The sequence below is a fragment of the Streptomyces sp. NPDC053426 genome (genome assembly GCF_055585405.1).
This window is the reverse complement of sequence record NZ_JBVJKE010000006.1, coordinates 146,015-162,227: the sequence shown is the minus strand read 5'-3', so window position 1 is coordinate 162,227 and position 16,213 is coordinate 146,015. Positions and strand designations below refer to the sequence as shown.

Sequence of the window (16,213 nt, the reverse complement as noted above, 5' to 3'; positions counted from 1 at the left end):
GATCGTGCGGGTCAGCAGCCGCCCGGACCGACCCCGTCGATGCGTCCGCCGAAGTCGCCGAGGTAGCGGGAGCGCCAGTCGCCGTTGAAGACGTCCCGCTTCTCGACGGGCTGCCAGTTCACGAAGCAGGCCCGGGTACTGGCGACGAACGAGCCGACGTGGTCGTGGAGGCGGGGCGGCATGTCGCGGTAGCCGCTGCGCGCGGTCCACTCCCAGTAGTCGCCGTCGAAGCCCTCGTCGCTCCAGAAGCAGACCGACCCGTCGGGGCACGACGGGGGTGCGGCCGGGGCGGCGGACGCGGCGTGGGCCGGCAGCAGGAGGGCGGTCAGGGCGAGGGCGGCGGCGAGGGACCAGGAACGAGTCTTCACGGCACTCTCCAGTAAGGCGTCGTGGAGGCATGGAATCGCCCCGGCGGACGTGCCGGGGTGATTCCAGGGTCACGGCGGGGAGGGGGCGATCGGCCCGGTCCGCCGTCCACACCACCTGATGGAGCGAACCGGAGGCTCGGCGGGGGTGCCTCCCGCCGGGCGGCGGGCGCCGCACGCGCGGGGCGTGCGGACCCGGGGCGCCCGCTCGGTGGCTACCAGATCGCCTCGACCCACTCCGGGTGGTCGATGAACGGGTTGCGGTTGTGCTGGTAGGAGTCGTGGATGACCTCGTTGCGGCGTTCCTCGAACGCGCTCGGCGGGTCCTCCTGGTGCCACTGCTTCAGGACCGAGAGGCGGCCGTGGTACGGGTCGCTGCCGTTGGTGACGGAGTCGTTGGGCTCCAGGTCGGGCCAGCCGTCGGTGCCCTCGTAGCGGACGGCCATGTAGAGGATCATGCGGGCCACGTCGCCCTTGACCGCGTCGCGCGGCTCGAAGGAGTTGGAGTCGGTCAGGCTGCCGCCGCTGTTGGTGAACGAGCTGCCGCCGTTGTCGAAGTCCTTGTTGCCGCGGATCGAGTTGACCTGGACGTCCTCGGGGCGCAGGTGGTGCAGGTCGGTGCCGGGGCCGGTGGCGGTGCCGAAGTCGCCGTGGGACTTGGCCCACACGTGCTCGCGGTTCCAGTCGCCCACGTCGCCGCCGTTGAGGGACTTGCTGCGGGAGATGCCCGAGTACAGCAGGATCACGTTGTTGCTGTTGTTCGGGTCCTGGTCGGTGACCTTCAGGGCGTTCCAGACGGCCGAGTACGAGAGCTTCGTCTGGTCGCTGATGATCGTGTGCAGGGAGTCCTTCAGCGCCGTGCCGGACTTGCCGATCGCGTCGGCGTAGTACGTGTCGTCGTACGCGGTGGTCGCGGCGCCGGCGGTGGGGGCGTTCAGCGCGGGGACGGCGAGGCCGACCAGGACGGCCGAGGTGGCCAGGGCGAGGGTCTTCCAGCGGCGGCGTATGGGTGTCACGGGCATGGGGGCGTCCGATCTACGCGGGTTGATTGAAAGGCCGATCGAAGCGTGACATGGACATGTATGCGCGGGGGTGAAGGAGAGGTGTCGGTCATGTGTCGGTAAGAGGTGACCGGCCGTCACCCGGCTGCCCTACGGTGCCGCCCATGCGCCTGCGACCGATCCTCGCCACCGTCACCGCCGCCCTCGCGGCCGCCACCTGCCTCACGGCCGCCGGCCCCGCCGCCGCGCACGGCGGCGGGGCCTGCTCCCCGTCCGTCTCCGTCGACCGCTTCTCCGACGCCCTCGACAAGACGACGTACGACGGCACCTACGTCGGCAACCTCTCCGCCCTCGCCCCGGACCGTCACCGCACGGTCGCCGCCCTCTCCGACCGCTCCGCCCTGTTCCGGCTGGACGCCCGCACCCTGCGGCCCGAGGGCGTGATCCCGCTCGCCGACGAGAACGGGGCCGCGCTCGACGCGGAAGGGCTGGTCGTCGACGGGGACGGGACGTACCTCGTCTCCTCCGAGACCGAGCCCACCGTGCGCCGCTACTCCCGTGACGGGAAGATCCTCGACCGGCTCCCCGTACCCGAGGAACTCCGTACGCGCGCCCGGACCAACGGCAGCTTCGAGGGGCTGACCCTCCTCCCCGGCGGACGCACCCTGATCGCGTCCATGGAGTACCCCCTCGCCGGCGACCCCGACGACCAGGTCCGCCTCCAGACCTGGCGGCGCACCGCCCACGGCGCCTTCAGGACCGGCGCGCAGTACACCTACCGGACCGACCCGGGCCACGGCGTCTCCGAGATCACCGCCACCCCCGGCGGACGGCTGCTCGTCCTGGAGCGCGGCTTCACCTCCGGCGTCGGCAACACCGTCCGGCTCCACCTGGCCGACCGCCACGGCACCGCGTACGACAAGACTCTGCTCGCCGACCTCACCGACTGCCCCACCCTCGGCGCCACCGCCGAGCAGCCCCAGATCAATCCCCTCCTCGACAACATCGAGGGCATGACCGTCACCGGCCGGTCCAAGGGCCGCCTGAACCTCCTCCTGGTCAGCGACGACAACCAGAACGAGAACCAGACCACCCGCCTCTACGCTCTGCGCGTACGCCTCTGAACATCGCGGAGGGATGAAATCCGCCGTCGGCCGCGTTGGTGCCTTCCGGTAGATCAGGACGATCGGAGGGCACCGCGTGACACCGCAACGGGGATGGGCACGGCGACTGGCCGGATACGCGTGGCGTCATCCCAAGGACGTCGTCCTCGCGCTGGGCTCCTCCCTCGGCGGCATGGCCGTGATGGCGCTGGTCCCGCTGATCACCAAGGTGATCATCGACGACGTCATCGGCGACAAGACCAGGTCCATGACCACCTGGGCCGGTCTGCTCGTCGGGGCAGCGCTCGCCGTCTACGTCCTCACCTACGTCCGCCGCTACTACGGTGGCCGGCTCGCCCTCGACGTCCAGCACGACCTGCGGACCGAGATGTACGGGACGATCACCCGGCTCGACGGCAGACGCCAGGACGAGCTGTCCACCGGGCAGGTCGTCGGACGCGCCACCAGCGACCTCCAGCTCATCCAGAGCCTGCTCTTCATGCTGCCGATGACCATCGGCAACCTCCTGCTGTTCCTGATCTCCCTCGTGATCATGGCGTGGCTGTCGCTGCCGCTCACCGCCGTCGCGCTCGCCGTCGCCCCCGCCCTGTGGTGGATCGCCAAGCGCAGCCGCACCCGGCTGCACCCCTCCACCTGGTACGCGCAGGCGCAGGCGGGAGCCGTCGCCGGGGTGGTCGACGGCGCGGTCAGCGGCGTGCGCGTGGTGAAGGGCTTCGGGCAGGAGGAGCAGGAGACCGGCAAGCTGCGCGAGGTCGGACGGCGGCTGTTCGCGGGGCGGCTGCGCACCATCCGGCTGAACTCCCGGTACACCCCGGCCCTCCAGGCCGTCCCCGCCCTCGGCCAGGTGGCGATGCTGGCGCTCGGCGGCTGGCTCGCCGTACGCGGGCACATCACGCTCGGTACGTTCGTCGCCTTCTCCACCTACCTCGCCCAGCTCGTCGGCCCGGTCCGGATGCTCGCCATGGTGCTCACCGTCGGCCAGCAGGCCCGCGCCGGCACCGAACGCGTCCTGGAGCTGATCGACACCGAGCCGTCCCTGACCGACGGCACCAAGGAGCTGCCCGCCGACGCCCCGGCGACCGTCGAGTTCGACGACGTCTCCTTCGGCTACGACCCCGGCCGGCCGGTCCTGGACGGCCTCTCCTTCGAGATCCGCCCCGGGGAGACCCTCGCCGTCGTCGGCGCCTCCGGCTCCGGCAAGTCCACCGTCTCCCTGCTCCTGCCGCGCTTCTACGACGTCACCCACGGCGCCGTGCTCGTCGGCGGCCACGACGTGCGCGAGCTGACCACCGAGTCCCTGCGGGCCGCGATCGGGCTGGTCCCCGAGGACTCCTTCCTCTTCTCCGACACCGTGCGCGCCAACATCGCGTACGGCCGCCCTGACGCCACCGACGAGCAGATCGCCGCCGCCGCCCGCGCCGCCCAGGCCGACCGGTTCATCGACGAGCTGCCCGACGGCTACGACACCACCGTCGGCGAGCACGGCCTGACCCTCTCCGGCGGCCAGCGCCAGCGCGTCGCCCTGGCCCGCGCCATCCTCACCGACCCGCGCCTGCTGGTCCTGGACGACGCGACCTCCGCCGTGGACGCCCGCGTCGAGCACGAGATCCACGAGGCGCTGAAGGGGGTCATGCGGGGCCGTACGACGCTGCTGATAGCCCACCGCCGCTCCACCCTCAACCTCGCCGACCGCATCGCCGTCCTCGACGGCGGCCGGCTCGCCGCCATCGGCACCCACGACGAGCTCCAGCGGCGCTCCGCCCTCTACCGCAGGCTGCTCACCGACCCCGACGAGCTGGGCGCCGTCTCCCCGGGCCACACCCCGCCCGCCGGGCCGCGGGAGGAGGACACCTCGGTCCGCGCGGAGCTGGACGCCGAGTTCGACGCCGAGCGCGGGGTCACGCCCCGGCTGTGGACCGGCGACCGCGAACCCAAGGACGCCGCGCTGGCCGGCACCCCGGCCACCCCGGAGCTCCTCGCCCAGGTGGAGGCGCTGCCCCCGGCGAACGACGTCCCCGACGTCGACGAGGACCAGGCCGTCCGGCCCGAGGACTCCTACGGCCTGCGCCGCCTCCTGCGCGGCTTCCGCACCCCCCTCCTCATCAGCCTCGGCCTGGTCGCCGTGGACGCCGGGATGGGCCTGCTGCTGCCGGTGCTGATCCGGCACGGCATCGACCAGGGCGTCACCCAGGCCGCCCTCGGCGCGGTCTGGGCGGCCTCCCTGCTGGGCCTGCTCGCCGTGATCGCCCAGTGGTCGGCGCAGACCGGCGAGATCCGGATGACCGGACGCACCGGCGAACGCGTGCTCTACGCGCTGCGGCTGAAGATCTTCGCCCAGCTCCAGCGGCTCGGCCTGGACTACTACGAGCGCGAGCTGACCGGCCGGATCATGACCCGGATGACGACGGACGTCGACGCGCTGTCGACGTTCCTGCAGACGGGCCTGGTCACGGCGTTCGTCTCGGTGGTCACCTTCTTCGGCATCATGGTCGCCCTGCTGGTCCTCGACGTCGGGCTCGCCCTCGTCGTCTTCGCCACCCTGCCCCCGCTGATCGTCGGCACGTACTTCTTCCGCCGGGCCAGCGTGAAGGCGTACGAGCTGGCGCGGGAGCGGGTGTCGGTGGTCAACGCCGATCTGCAGGAGTCGGTGGCGGGGCTGCGGATCGTGCAGGCGTTCCGCCGCGAGCGGGACGGCGGACGCCGGTTCGCCGAGCGCAGCGCCGACTACCGCGAGGCGCGCATACGGGGCCAGTGGCTGATCTCGGTGTACTTCCCGTTCGTGCAGTTCCTGTCCTCGATCGCGGCCGCGGCCGTGCTGGTCGTGGGCGGGGGCCGGGTCGACGACGGGACGCTGGCGATCGGCTCGCTGGTCGCGTACCTGCTCTACATCGACCTGTTCTTCGCGCCGGTGCAGCAGCTCTCCCAGGTCTTCGACGGCTACCAGCAGGCGTCCGTCTCGCTGGGCCGCATCCAGGAGCTGCTGCGGGAGCCGGCCTCCACGGGGACCGCCGCGAAGCCGCTCGACGTGCCGTCCCTGCGCGGGGAGATCGCCTTCGAGGACGTGCGCTTCGCCTACGGGGACGGCGAGGAGGCGCTCGACGGCATCGACCTCACCGTCCCCGCCGGACAGACCGTCGCCTTCGTCGGCGAGACCGGCGCGGGCAAGTCCACGCTGGTCAAGCTGGTCGCCCGGTTCTACGACCCGACCGGCGGGCGGGTCACCGTCGACGGCACGGACCTGAGGGACCTGGACATCACCGCGTACCGGCACCGGCTCGGGGTCGTACCGCAGGAGGCGTACCTCTTCCCCGGCACCGTCCGCGACGCCATCGCCTACGGCCGCCCGGACGCCGGCGACGCCGAGGTGGAGGCGGCGGCCCGCGCGGTCGGCGCGCACGAGATGATCGCCACGCTGGACGGCGGCTACCTCCACGAGGTCGCCGAACGCGGCCGCAACCTGTCCGCCGGACAGCGCCAGCTCATCGCGCTGGCCCGCGCCGAACTGGTCGACCCGGACGTGCTGCTGCTCGACGAGGCGACGGCCGCGCTCGACCTGGCCACCGAGGCGCAGGTCAACCAGGCGACCGACCGCCTGGCAGGACGTCGTACGACGCTGGTCGTCGCCCACCGCCTGACCACCGCCGCCCGCGCCGACCGGGTGATCGTGATGGACCACGGCCGGGTCGCGGAGGACGGCACGCACGACGAACTGCTGCGGCTCGGCGGCAAGTACGCCGCGCTGTGGCGGACGTTCGTCGGGGAGGACGTGACGGCGCCGGCGTGAGGGGCGGCGCCCCCGGCGCAACCATCCGGCCTACGTCATGCGTCCGTACACGCGTACGCCGCCCGACGCGGCGGGCGCGGTACGGGAGGACGACTGTGGGCAGTGGAGCGATACGCCGGCGACTCGCGCTCGGCCTTGCGGTGCTGACCGCCTCGGGGCTGCTCGCGGTCGCCGCGCCGGACGACGCGCACGCCGCCTCCTCCTGCGCCGGGCGCAAGGTGCGCACCCTGCCGTTCTCCACCGGCTCGGTGGTCGTCTACAAGCGGGGCGGCTACGTCTGTGCCGTCACCCTCACCAAGAAGCCCGGCACCAAACGGAAGATGTCGGTGAGCGTACAGGCGCGCGGGGGCCGCCCGGTCGTCGACGAGGGCGACTTCAAGTACCACGCCGGACCGGTGACCGTGCACGCCGGCCGCCGCTGCGTGTGGGTGAAGGGCAGGGTCGGCGGGGGGTCCGTCAGCTCCGGCTGGATCCTGTGCTGACCCCTCGCCGACAGAGGGTTATCCCTATGTCCCCTGGTGCTGCGGGGAGTTGGTCCAGTAGCTTCCGGCGCACATCTGTCTCACAGGGGAGTGCGCATGCGCAAGGCGCTCAGATGGCTGCTGGCGCTCACGGTGCTCATAGGCACACTGAGTACGGCCGGGGCGGCCACCGCCGCCGAGCCGGAGGCCACCGGCACCACTGACATCAAGGAGAGACTGCTCTCCGTTCCGGGCATGAGCCTGATCGAGGAGAAGCCGTACACCGGGTACCGCTTCTTCGTCCTCAACTACACCCAGCCGGTCGACCACCGCAGGCCCTCCAAGGGCACGTTCCAGCAGCGGATCACCGTGCTGCACAAGGACACCGCGCGGCCGACCGTCTTCTACACGGGCGGCTACAGCGTCTCCACGACGCCCCGCCGCGCCGAGCCGACCCAGATCGTGGACGGCAACCAGGTCTCCATGGAGTACCGCTTCTTCACCCCGTCCCGGCCCGAGCCGGCCGACTGGTCGAAGCTGGACATCTGGCAGGCCGCCAGCGACCAGCACCGTATCTTCAAGGCCCTGAAGAAGATCTACTCCGAGAACTGGATCTCCACCGGCGGCTCCAAGGGCGGCATGACCGCCACCTACTACGAGCGCTTCTACCCGCGTGACATGGACGGCGTGGTCGCCTACGTCGCCCCCAACGACGTGGTGAACAGGGAGGACTCGGCCTACGACCGCTTCTTCGCGGGCGTCGGCACCAAGGAGTGCCGCGACCGGCTGAACGGAGTGCAGCGCGAGGCGCTGGTGCGCCGGGAGCCGCTGAAGGAGAAGTACGAGGCGCTCGCCGCCGAGAACGGCTACACCTTCGACACCATCGGCAGCCTGGACCGGGCCTACGAGGCCGTCGTCCTCGACTACGTGTGGGGCTTCTGGCAGTACAGCACCCTCGCCGACTGCGAGCAGATCCCGGCGGACGCGAAGAACGCCACCGACGACGAGATCTGGACCTCGATCGACACGATCTCCGGGTTCTCGTTCTACACGGACCAGGGCCTGAGCCCGTACACGCCGTACTACTACCAGGCCGGTACGCAGCTCGGCGCGCCGACCATCCACTTCCCGCACATCGAGAAGAAGTACGTCCGCTACGGCTACCAGCCGCCGCGCAACTTCGTGCCCCGCTCGATCGACATGAGGTTCGAGCCGTGGGCCATGCGGGACGTCGACTCCTGGGTCCGCCACAACGCCGAGCACATGCTGTTCGTGTACGGCGAGAACGACCCGTGGGGCGCCGAGCCGTTCCGTCTCGGGCACGGCGCGCGTGACTCGTACGTCCTCACCGCACCCGGCATGAACCACGGTGCGAACGTGGCCGGTCTGGTCGCCGAGGAGAAGGCGCTGGCCACGGCCCGCATCCTCGACTGGGCGGACGTCACGCCGAGCACGGTCCGGGAGAACCCGGCGGCGGCGAAGCCGCTGGCGAAGTTCGACGCCAAGCTGGACAAGCGGAACGTCGAGCAGGAGCGGACGCTGCGTCCGTAAGGGGTGACGCGGGACTACACCGGGCGGGCGCAGCCCACCGGTGACGTGCCGCCGAGCCGGACGTAGAGGGCCGTGGACGCCGGGCACTTCGACCGGTCGTCCACGGCCTTCACCACCTTGAACTCCGGTTCCCGCTTCTCGCTGCCGTCGCACGCGGTCTCGCGGACCTTGCCGTCGCCCAGGTCGTAGACGCAGTCGCCGACGATGGTGCGCGGCCCGCCCCCGCCGCCCGGATCGCCGGGGTGCGGCGGCTGGAGGTGGCGCATACAGGCGTAGCCGCGCGGCACCGTGCCGTCGCCGTCCTCGTCGGAGGAGGGGCGCTGCTCGCTGATGTGCAGCACGAAGTCGGTGGTGGCCGGGCAGCGCGGCCCGCCGCGCACGGTCCCGTCGTGGCGGGCGACGACCCGGGCCGCCGCCCGTTCGCTCTCGCAGGACACCTCGGTGAAACTGGTCCGGCCGAAGGAGCTGCACTCGTCGATCGCGAGGAACACCGCCCCGTACCCGGACTGCCGGACCGGCGTAGGCGACGCCGCACGCCGCTCGCCCGGACCGCCCTCCTTCCCGGCGCCGCCCGGCGCGCTCTGACAGCCGGTGAGCAGCACCGCGACCGCCGCCGCGAACGCGGCGCGCGTCCCCCACCCACTTCGCACGTGCATCGTCATCCCCCCGGAGACCCCCGTCCAGCGTGACCCGATCCGTCGGGGCACGCCAGACATCTGATGAGCTTTCACCACATCGGGGAAGGTGCGTCGGGTGTGTGACGTACGCGCGCTACGTCCGGCAGGGGGACGCGCCCGCGTGCGCCTAGTACCTCAGCCCGTGCCCGACGGGGTAGAGCACCGTCTCCGGGTCGTCCGCACGCTGCACCGGCACCGGCAGCGTGCCGCGCGGGTCCACCCTGCCCGCGATCACCCGTGCCGCCGCCCGCAGTTCGACGTCGGTCCAGGAGTACGTCGCCAGGTACGCCGCCACGCCGGGCAGATGGGCCACGTCGTAGGGGTTGCGGACCGCGACCGCGACCACCGGCCTCCCGGTCGCCAGCAGTTGCTCGACCAGCGTCTTCTGGCTGCTGGACGCCGTGACGTTGTACGTCCCCACGACGACCGCGTCCGCGTCCTGAGCCGCCGCGACCGCCTCGGCGATGGTGGCGGCGGACGGTGCGGTGCCGGTGGACAGGGCGGTGGCGGTGAAGCCCAGCTCGGTCAGGGCGCCCGCGAGGACACCGGTCGGCGGTCCCGTCGTACCGGACGGGGAGGCCGGATCGGCGCCGACCACCAGCAGCTTCCGCTGCCCGCGCCGGGACAGCGGCAGCAGGCCGCCCTCGTTGACCAGCAGGGTGGTGGTGCGCTCGGCGATCCGGTCGGCGGCGGCCAGGTGCGCACGGGTGCCGACGGTGCGGTCGACTCCGGCGTGCGAGACGTACGGGTCCTCGAACAGGCCCAGTCGCGCCTTCAGCCGCAGCACCCGCAGGATCGACTCGTCGAGCCGGTCCTCGGTCAGCTCGCCGTCGCGCACGGCGTTCAGGACCGCGTTCCAGGCGACGTCCAGGGAGGGCGGGTTGAGCAGTTGGTCCACGCCCGCCTTCAGCGCCAGCACCGGCACCCGGTCGTCGCCGTACTTCGTGCGTACGCCCTCCATGCCGAGGGAGTCGGTGACCACGACCCCGTCGTAGCCCAGTTCCTCGCGCAGGATGCCGGTGAGGATGGGGCAGGAGAGGGTGGCCGGGTCCTCGGAGGCGTCGAGGGCCGGGACGACGATGTGCGCGGTCATGATGGAGTCGATGCCCGCGGCGACGGCGGCCCGGAACGGCGGCGCGTCCAGCTCCTCCCACTGCTCGCGGGTGTGGTGGATGTACGGCAGCTCGGCGTGGCTGTCGGTGATCGTGTCGCCGTGTCCGGGGAAGTGCTTGGCCGTCGAGGCGACGCGGGACGACTCGTAGCCCCTGACCTCCGCCGCGACGAGGCCCGCGACCGCCTCCGGGTCGGAGCCGAAGGAGCGGACGCCGATGACGGGGTTGGCCGGGTCGACGTTGACGTCGGCCACCGGGGAGTAGTTCTGGCGGATGCCCAGGGCGCGCAGTTCGCGGCCCGCGATCCGGCCGAGGGTGCGGGCGTCGGAGCGGGAACCGCCGGCGCCGACGGCCATCGCGCCCGGGAACAGGGTGGCGGGTTCGCCCACGCGGGCCACGATGCCGTGCTCCTGGTCGGTGGAGATCAGCACGGGCAGCCCGCGCGGCAGATCGAGGGACGCCTTCTGGATGCCGTTGGACAGGCCCGCGATCTGGTGCGGGTCGCGGGTGTTGTGCGCCCAGGCGAAGTAGATGATGCCGCCGACCCGGTACCTGGCGAGCAGTTCGGCGGCCGTGCGGACGCCGATCTCCTTCAGGTTGGCGTCGACGTCGGCCTGGTCCGGTTCGGTGGCGGAATGGCCGTAGACCCGCATCACGAAGAGCTGGCCGACCTTCTCCTCCAGCGTCATGCGGGAGATGAGGGCGCGCAGCTCTCTGTCGTCGTGCGCGGACCGGCCGCCGGCCGCGTGGACGGTGCCGCCGGCCGTGAGGGCGGTGGTGACGCCCGCCGTCGCGGCGAGGACGGCACGTCTGGACGGACGTGCGGTGCTTCCCGTGCTTCCGGTGCTGCTGTCGGGCACGTGCGCTCCTTTGGAAGGTGATCCGCGGGGGACCGGGGATCCGCTGAAGGACATCCTTGAAGGAAACTGCCGGGAGGTCACCAATATCCGGGAAGTTTCTGCCAGTCAAGGGAATGCGCAGCGACCGGGCGGGACCCGCAGGACCCGGGGGACACGCGGGGCCTGAGGGCTTGGGGGCCTGGGGGCCTGGGGGCCGTCATCGGCGCGACGGGAGGGGGGCGCGCCGATGACGGCGTGCTGCCGGCCACGGCACGGCGGAGAGGGTTGGTCAGCGATCGCAGCCAGCAGCGAGGGCCGACACCGCACCACGGAGACTCATATCCGGCAGCCTGCACATGGGACGGACGGAGGTGGGGACGGGTTCCCCGGCCGGACCGGATTCCCCGAAATCGGGACCGGGGGTGCGTACGGGGTCAGCGGGGCGAGTGCGCCGACACCTCGGGCCAGTGCCCGCACAGCGTGCGGACGGTCTCCGCGATCGCCGGACGGCGGGCCGCCCCGGCGCGCCACAGCGCGTACAGCCGCCGTACGGGCACCGGGTCCAGCGGCACCTCCACCACACCGGCGGGCAGCGGACCGCGCCCCAGCCGGGGGATCAGCGCGATGCCGAGCCCGGCCGCGACCAGGGCGACCAGGGTCGGGTTCTCGTCGGCCTGGTGGACGATCTCCGGCTCGTGCCCGGCCGCGCGCAGGGTGCGCACCAGCCACTCGTGACAGACCCGCCCCGGCGGCTGGCAGATCCACCGCTCACCGCCCAGCTCCTCCCGCCGTACCGCCGTACGCCCCGCGAAGGGGTGGTCCTCGGGCACCAGCAGATCGCACAGGTCGTTCCCGATGACCGCCTGCTCCACGCCCGCCGGGGCGGGCAGCGGCGCGATGTCCCAGTCGTGCGCGACGACGAGGTCGACCGCGCCCTTGGCGACCAGGTCCACGGAGAGGTGGGGGTCGATCTCGGTGAGCCGGGTGTCGAGCGCGGGATGCCGGCGCGCCAGGTCGGCCAGGACGGGCGGCATCAGCCCGCGGGCCGCCGACGCGAACGCGGCGACGGTCAGCCGCCCGGCCGGCACCCCGCGCCGCTCCTCCAGCTCGGTCTCCGCCCGCTCCACGATGGCGAGCAGCTCCCGCGCGGTACGCACGAGCTGATGCGCCTCGTCGGTCAGCCGGACGCCCCGGCCCTCCCGTTCCAGCAGCACCGTCCGGGTCTCCCGCTCCAGCTTGGCGATCTGCTGGGAGACGGCGGACGAGGTGTACCCGAGCGCCACGGCGGCGGCACCGACGGTGCCGTGGACGGAGACGGCGTGCAGGGCACGCAGCCGCTGGAGGTCGAGCATGACAACTCCCCGATCGGTTAGCGGTGCTTCATCCAACCATGCAGGAATCATCGCTGGTGCTGAAGTGTGGTGGGCGGTGATCCTCGACGTATGCGACCTTCCCACCTCTTCCTCGCCGTCCTCGTCACCGCCGTGTGGGGAGTGAACTTCACCGTCATCGAGGTCGGGCTCGACCACTTCCCGCCGCTGCTCTTCTCCGCCCTGCGCTTCCTGGTGGCGGCGCTGCCCGCGGTGTTCTTCGTGGGGCGGCCCAAGGTGGCGTGGAAGTGGATCGTGGGGGTGGGGCTCGCGCTGGGGGTGGCCAAGTTCGGGCTGCTGTTCGTCGGCATGGACGCGGGGATGCCGGGCGGACTGTCCTCGCTGGTGCTCCAGATCCAGGCGGTGTTCACGGCCCTGTTCGCCTTCGCGCTCCTCGGCGAACGCCCCTCGCGGGTGCGGCTGGTGGGCATGGCGGTGGCGCTGGCCGGGATCGGCGTGGCGGCGGTCGACGAGGGCGCCTCAGGCCCGTTGCTCGGCTTCGCCCTGGTCGTCGCGGCGGCGGCCTGCTGGGGCGTCTCCAACATCCTCACCCGCAAGGCGGCGCCCCCGGACGCCCTGAACTTCATGATCTGGGTGAGCACGGTGCCGGTGCTGCCGCTGCTCGCCCTGTCGCTGCTCCTCGAGGGCCCCTCGGCCGGCCTCGACGCGCTGCGCGGCCTGGACTGGGCGGGCGCGGGCACGGTGCTCTTCGTCGCCTGGGTCGCCACGGTGTTCGGCTTCGGCGCCTGGGGGTGGCTGCTGCGCCGCCACCCCGCCTCCACGGTCGCGCCCTTCTCCCTGCTCGTCCCGGTCTTCGGCATGTCGTCGGCCGCGCTGTTCCTGGGCGAGTCGGTGACCCCGTTGCGGTGGTGCGCGGCGGCACTGCTGGTGGGCGGGGTGGCGCTGGCGTCGGTGACGTGGCGGCGGCCGGCGGCGGCGCCGGCGGTGAAACCCGTTCGACGGGCGGAGGTCCGTACGGAAGACTCGCCGGTCGGCGGATGAGGAAGATCGGGAGACCGGGAGATCGCGCATGGGTTTTGTTCTGGAAGGACCGATCCTCGAGGGCACGTCGGTGCGCCTGGAACCACTGGAGCACCGGCACGCGGCCGACCTCGCGCAGGCCGGGGAGGAGAACCGGGACACCTACGCCTACACCTGGGTGCCCAGGGCCGACGAGGTCGGCGCGTACATCGACGCGCAGCTCGCCCGCGCGGCCACCGGACGGCTGGCCCCCTACGCGCAGATCTCCCTCGCCACGGGGCGCGCGGTGGGCGCCACCGCGTACTGGGAGCCCCGTTCCTGGCTGAACGAGGACCGGCTCGACGCGATCGAGGTCGGCTTCACCTGGCTCGCCGGCTCCGCCCAGGGCACGGGCCTCAACGCCGAGTCCAAACTCCTGCTCTTCGGCCACGCCTTCGAGGAGTGGGGGGTGTCCCGCGTCGACCTGAAGACGGACGCCCGCAACACCCGCTCCCGCACCGCTATCGAACGCACCGGCGCCCGCTTCGAGGGCGTCCTGCGCAACTGGTCCCGCTCCTGGGCCCCGGGCGAGGAGGGCCGCCTGCGCGACTCGGCGATCTACTCGATCACGAGGGAGGACTGGCCGGAGGCCCGCCGCCGACTGGAACAGAGAGCGGCGTCCCGGGCCGCCCTCTAGGGGCGCGGGGAACTGCGCAAAAAAGGGGCGCGGGACTGTGGCATGTGCGGCTCCGCCGCGTAGGCGCGACCAACCACGACGCACCCGCACCCGCACCCGCCCCACAAGGCTTCCGCCCCGAGTTCGCGCGCGCCCCCGCTGGGGGCTACGCCGAGTGGGACCCCTCCCGCAACTCCGGCGTACTCGTACCGACGTACACCACCGCCACCACACACAACACCCCACCCACCACCAGCGCCGCCGCCCCGGACGTCGCCCCGGCCACCAACCCCGCCCGCATGTTGCCGAGATGCGGCCCCGCCTGCCCGACGATCTGCTCGGCGGCCGTGACCCGCCCCAACAAGGCATCAGGCGTACGGGTCTGCACGATCGTGGTACGGGAGAGCACCGACAGCGCGTCGGCCCCACCGGCCACGACCAGCAGCCCCAGACCGATCCAGGGGTTGCTCATGACCCCGAACGAGGCCAGCGCGGCACCCCACACGCCGGCACCGAACAGCATCACGAGACCGGGACGGCCCAGATGGGTCACCGCCCCGGACAGCGCCGACGCCAGCACGCCACCGATCGCGACCGCCGACAGGAACAGGCCCAGCGTGCGCGGATCACCGCCGAACCGTTCGTCGTTGATCAGCGGGAACAGGCTGACCGGCATCGACAGGACGGTGGCGGCGAGGTCGGTGACGAGCGCGCCGCGCACCACCCGGTGACCGGCCAGGAAGCGCAGCCCGTCCAGCACCCCGCGCAGCCCGGCGCGGGACGGCTCGCCCTCGGGCGGCAGCGCGGGCAGACCGAACGCGCCGTAGAAGGACAGCAGGAAGCTCAGCGCGTCGAGCAGGTAGCAGACGCCGATGCCGAACCAGCCGAGCAGCAGGCCCCCGAGCGCGGGGCCGACGAACATCATCGCCTGACCGGTGACCTGGTAGAGCGCGAGTCCGGAGGCCACCTGCTCCTTGGGCAGCAGCCGGGGCACGAACACACCGGCCGCCGGACCGCCGACCGCCGCGCAGGCGGCCTGGGCGGCGACCAGGGCGAGCACACCGCCCACCGGCACGTTCCCGGTGAACCCCTGGACCGCGAGCAGCAGCGAGCAGACCGCCTGGCCGACCGTCGCGGCCAGGAAGATCCGGCGCCGGTCGCCCCGGTCGGCCCAGGCCCCGGCGAACAGTCCGAAGCAGACCAGCGGCAGCGCCTGCACGAGACCCACCGCGCCGCTCCAGGCCGCGCTGTGCGTCATCTCCCAGACCTGGTACATGACGGTGACCATGGTCATGAAGCCGCCGAGGAGGGACACCGTCCGCCCGATCAGCAGGCGTCTGAAGACCGGTGAGGTACGCAGGGGACGCACGTCGATCAGCGTGCGGGACAGGCTCACGAGGGCAGGGCGGCGGGGCGGGGCACGGGCTGGGGCACGGCGGGGACGCTATCCGGCCGCCGCCCGCCCCGGCCAGTGGATTTTCCGTCCGGTCAGGCCGACTCGCTGAGCAGCCGGGCCAGGTGCTCCCGGCCGGGGGTGAGCAGGCCGGGCAGCGGGGCGGCGTCGGCGTACCAGCGCTTCTCGTACTCCCAGCAGAGCCAGCCGTCCCAGCCGTGCCGGGAGAGGATCTCCACGCAGTCGGTCAGCGGGAGGACGCCGGCGCCGAGCGGGAGCGGGGTCGTGTCGTCGGCGGAGGCGATGTCCTTGACCTGGACGTAGCCGAGGTGCGGGGAGAGGGCCGCGTAGCTCTCGGCGGGCTGTTCGCCGCCGAGCCAGGTGTGCATCACGTCCCACAGCGCACCCACCTGACGGTGGCCGACCAGGCCGAGGACCCTGATCGCGTCGGCGCCGGTGCGGTGCGAGTCGTGGGTCTCCAGCAGGATCCGTACGCCCAGGTCGGCGGCGTACTCGGCGGCCGTGCCCAGCCGGCGGGCGGCCGTCGCGTCCGCCTCCTCGGGGCGCTGCCCGGTACCGCCGCCGGGGAAGACCCGGACGAAGGGGGCGCCGAGGTCCCGGGCGAGGTCGAGGAGGGCGCGGATCTCGGCGAGGACGGGTTCGTCCTCGCCGGGCGCGGCGACCCGGGCGTAACCGGCGAGCCCCAGGATCTCGATGCCGGCCGCCTCGGACTCGGCGGCCACGGCGGTACGTTCGGCGGGGCCGAGCCCTGGATGGACGGGTTCCTCGGGGTGGGCGCGCAGTTCCACGCCGTGGTAGCCGTGCGCGGTCGCGAGGGCGAGTACGTCGGTGAGCGGCAGCCCGGGGACGCCGAGGGTGGAGAACGCCAGCTTCATGGAA

13 protein-coding genes are annotated in these 16,213 nt (G+C 72.5%); 6 read left to right on the top strand and 7 right to left on the bottom strand.

The window, feature by feature from the left end:
* Positions 1 to 11: 11 nt before the first annotated feature.
* Together ACZ62B_RS14490 and ACZ62B_RS14485 are read right to left on the bottom strand one after the other, a co-directional pair.
* Positions 12 to 368, bottom strand: a complete 357-nt coding sequence (locus ACZ62B_RS14490; protein WP_468719463.1) for a peptidase inhibitor family I36 protein — start codon at positions 366 to 368, stop codon at positions 12 to 14.
* Positions 369 to 580: 212 nt separating this feature from the next.
* Positions 581 to 1,387 (bottom strand): endonuclease I family protein, encoded by an 807-nt coding sequence (locus ACZ62B_RS14485; protein ID WP_468719471.1) that lies wholly within the window; start codon positions 1,385 to 1,387, stop codon positions 581 to 583.
* A 143-nt stretch (positions 1,388 to 1,530) separates the two neighbouring features.
* Between ACZ62B_RS14485 and ACZ62B_RS14480 the strand changes: the two genes are divergently transcribed.
* From ACZ62B_RS14480 to ACZ62B_RS14465, 4 genes are all read left to right on the top strand, one after another.
* A complete protein-coding gene (locus ACZ62B_RS14480) occupies positions 1,531 to 2,490 on the top strand; it encodes an esterase-like activity of phytase family protein (RefSeq protein ID WP_344563486.1) in 960 nt (319 codons plus the stop codon).
* A gap of 76 nt (positions 2,491 to 2,566) precedes the next feature.
* The gene (locus ACZ62B_RS14475) at positions 2,567 to 6,274 is read left to right on the top strand and encodes an ABC transporter ATP-binding protein (RefSeq protein ID WP_344563482.1); all 3,708 of its coding nucleotides are present in this window, start codon (positions 2,567 to 2,569) and stop codon (positions 6,272 to 6,274) included.
* Between the two features lie 95 nt (positions 6,275 to 6,369).
* Complete coding sequence (locus ACZ62B_RS14470; protein ID WP_344563480.1) at positions 6,370 to 6,756, top strand: hypothetical protein; 387 nt, start codon at positions 6,370 to 6,372, stop codon at positions 6,754 to 6,756.
* A gap of 96 nt (positions 6,757 to 6,852) precedes the next feature.
* Complete coding sequence (locus tag ACZ62B_RS14465) at positions 6,853 to 8,286, top strand: S28 family serine protease (RefSeq protein WP_468719473.1); 1,434 nt, start codon at positions 6,853 to 6,855, stop codon at positions 8,284 to 8,286.
* Between the two features lie 14 nt (positions 8,287 to 8,300).
* On the opposite strand, the gene ACZ62B_RS14460 is transcribed toward ACZ62B_RS14465, so the two are convergent.
* From ACZ62B_RS14460 to ACZ62B_RS14450, 3 genes are all read right to left on the bottom strand, one after another.
* Entirely contained in the window at positions 8,301 to 8,942 is a 642-nt protein-coding gene (locus ACZ62B_RS14460; RefSeq protein WP_344563476.1) for a hypothetical protein, read from the bottom strand.
* Positions 8,943 to 9,090: 148 nt separating this feature from the next.
* Positions 9,091 to 10,935 carry a glycoside hydrolase family 3 protein gene (locus tag ACZ62B_RS14455; RefSeq protein ID WP_469690497.1) on the bottom strand — a complete coding sequence of 615 codons (1,845 nt, stop codon included), beginning with the start codon at positions 10,933 to 10,935 and terminating at the stop codon, positions 9,091 to 9,093.
* Positions 10,936 to 11,348: 413 nt separating this feature from the next.
* The gene (locus ACZ62B_RS14450) at positions 11,349 to 12,266 is read right to left on the bottom strand and encodes a LysR family transcriptional regulator (protein ID WP_344563472.1); all 918 of its coding nucleotides are present in this window, start codon (positions 12,264 to 12,266) and stop codon (positions 11,349 to 11,351) included.
* 90 nt (positions 12,267 to 12,356) lie between these two features.
* On the opposite strand from ACZ62B_RS14450, the gene ACZ62B_RS14445 reads away from it, so the two are divergent.
* Entirely contained in the window at positions 12,357 to 13,286 is a 930-nt protein-coding gene (locus ACZ62B_RS14445; protein WP_468878150.1) for an EamA family transporter, read from the top strand.
* Between the two features lie 28 nt (positions 13,287 to 13,314).
* Positions 13,315 to 13,941, top strand: a complete 627-nt coding sequence (locus ACZ62B_RS14440; protein WP_469690494.1) for a GNAT family N-acetyltransferase — start codon at positions 13,315 to 13,317, stop codon at positions 13,939 to 13,941.
* Positions 13,942 to 14,086: 145 nt separating this feature from the next.
* On the opposite strand, the gene ACZ62B_RS14435 is transcribed toward ACZ62B_RS14440, so the two are convergent.
* The gene (locus ACZ62B_RS14435) at positions 14,087 to 15,316 is read right to left on the bottom strand and encodes an MFS transporter (RefSeq protein WP_468719477.1); all 1,230 of its coding nucleotides are present in this window, start codon (positions 15,314 to 15,316) and stop codon (positions 14,087 to 14,089) included.
* 92 nt (positions 15,317 to 15,408) lie between these two features.
* Entirely contained in the window at positions 15,409 to 16,209 is an 801-nt protein-coding gene (locus ACZ62B_RS14430) for a sugar phosphate isomerase/epimerase family protein (protein WP_468719479.1), read from the bottom strand.
* Between the last annotated feature and the right edge of the window lie 4 nt (positions 16,210 to 16,213).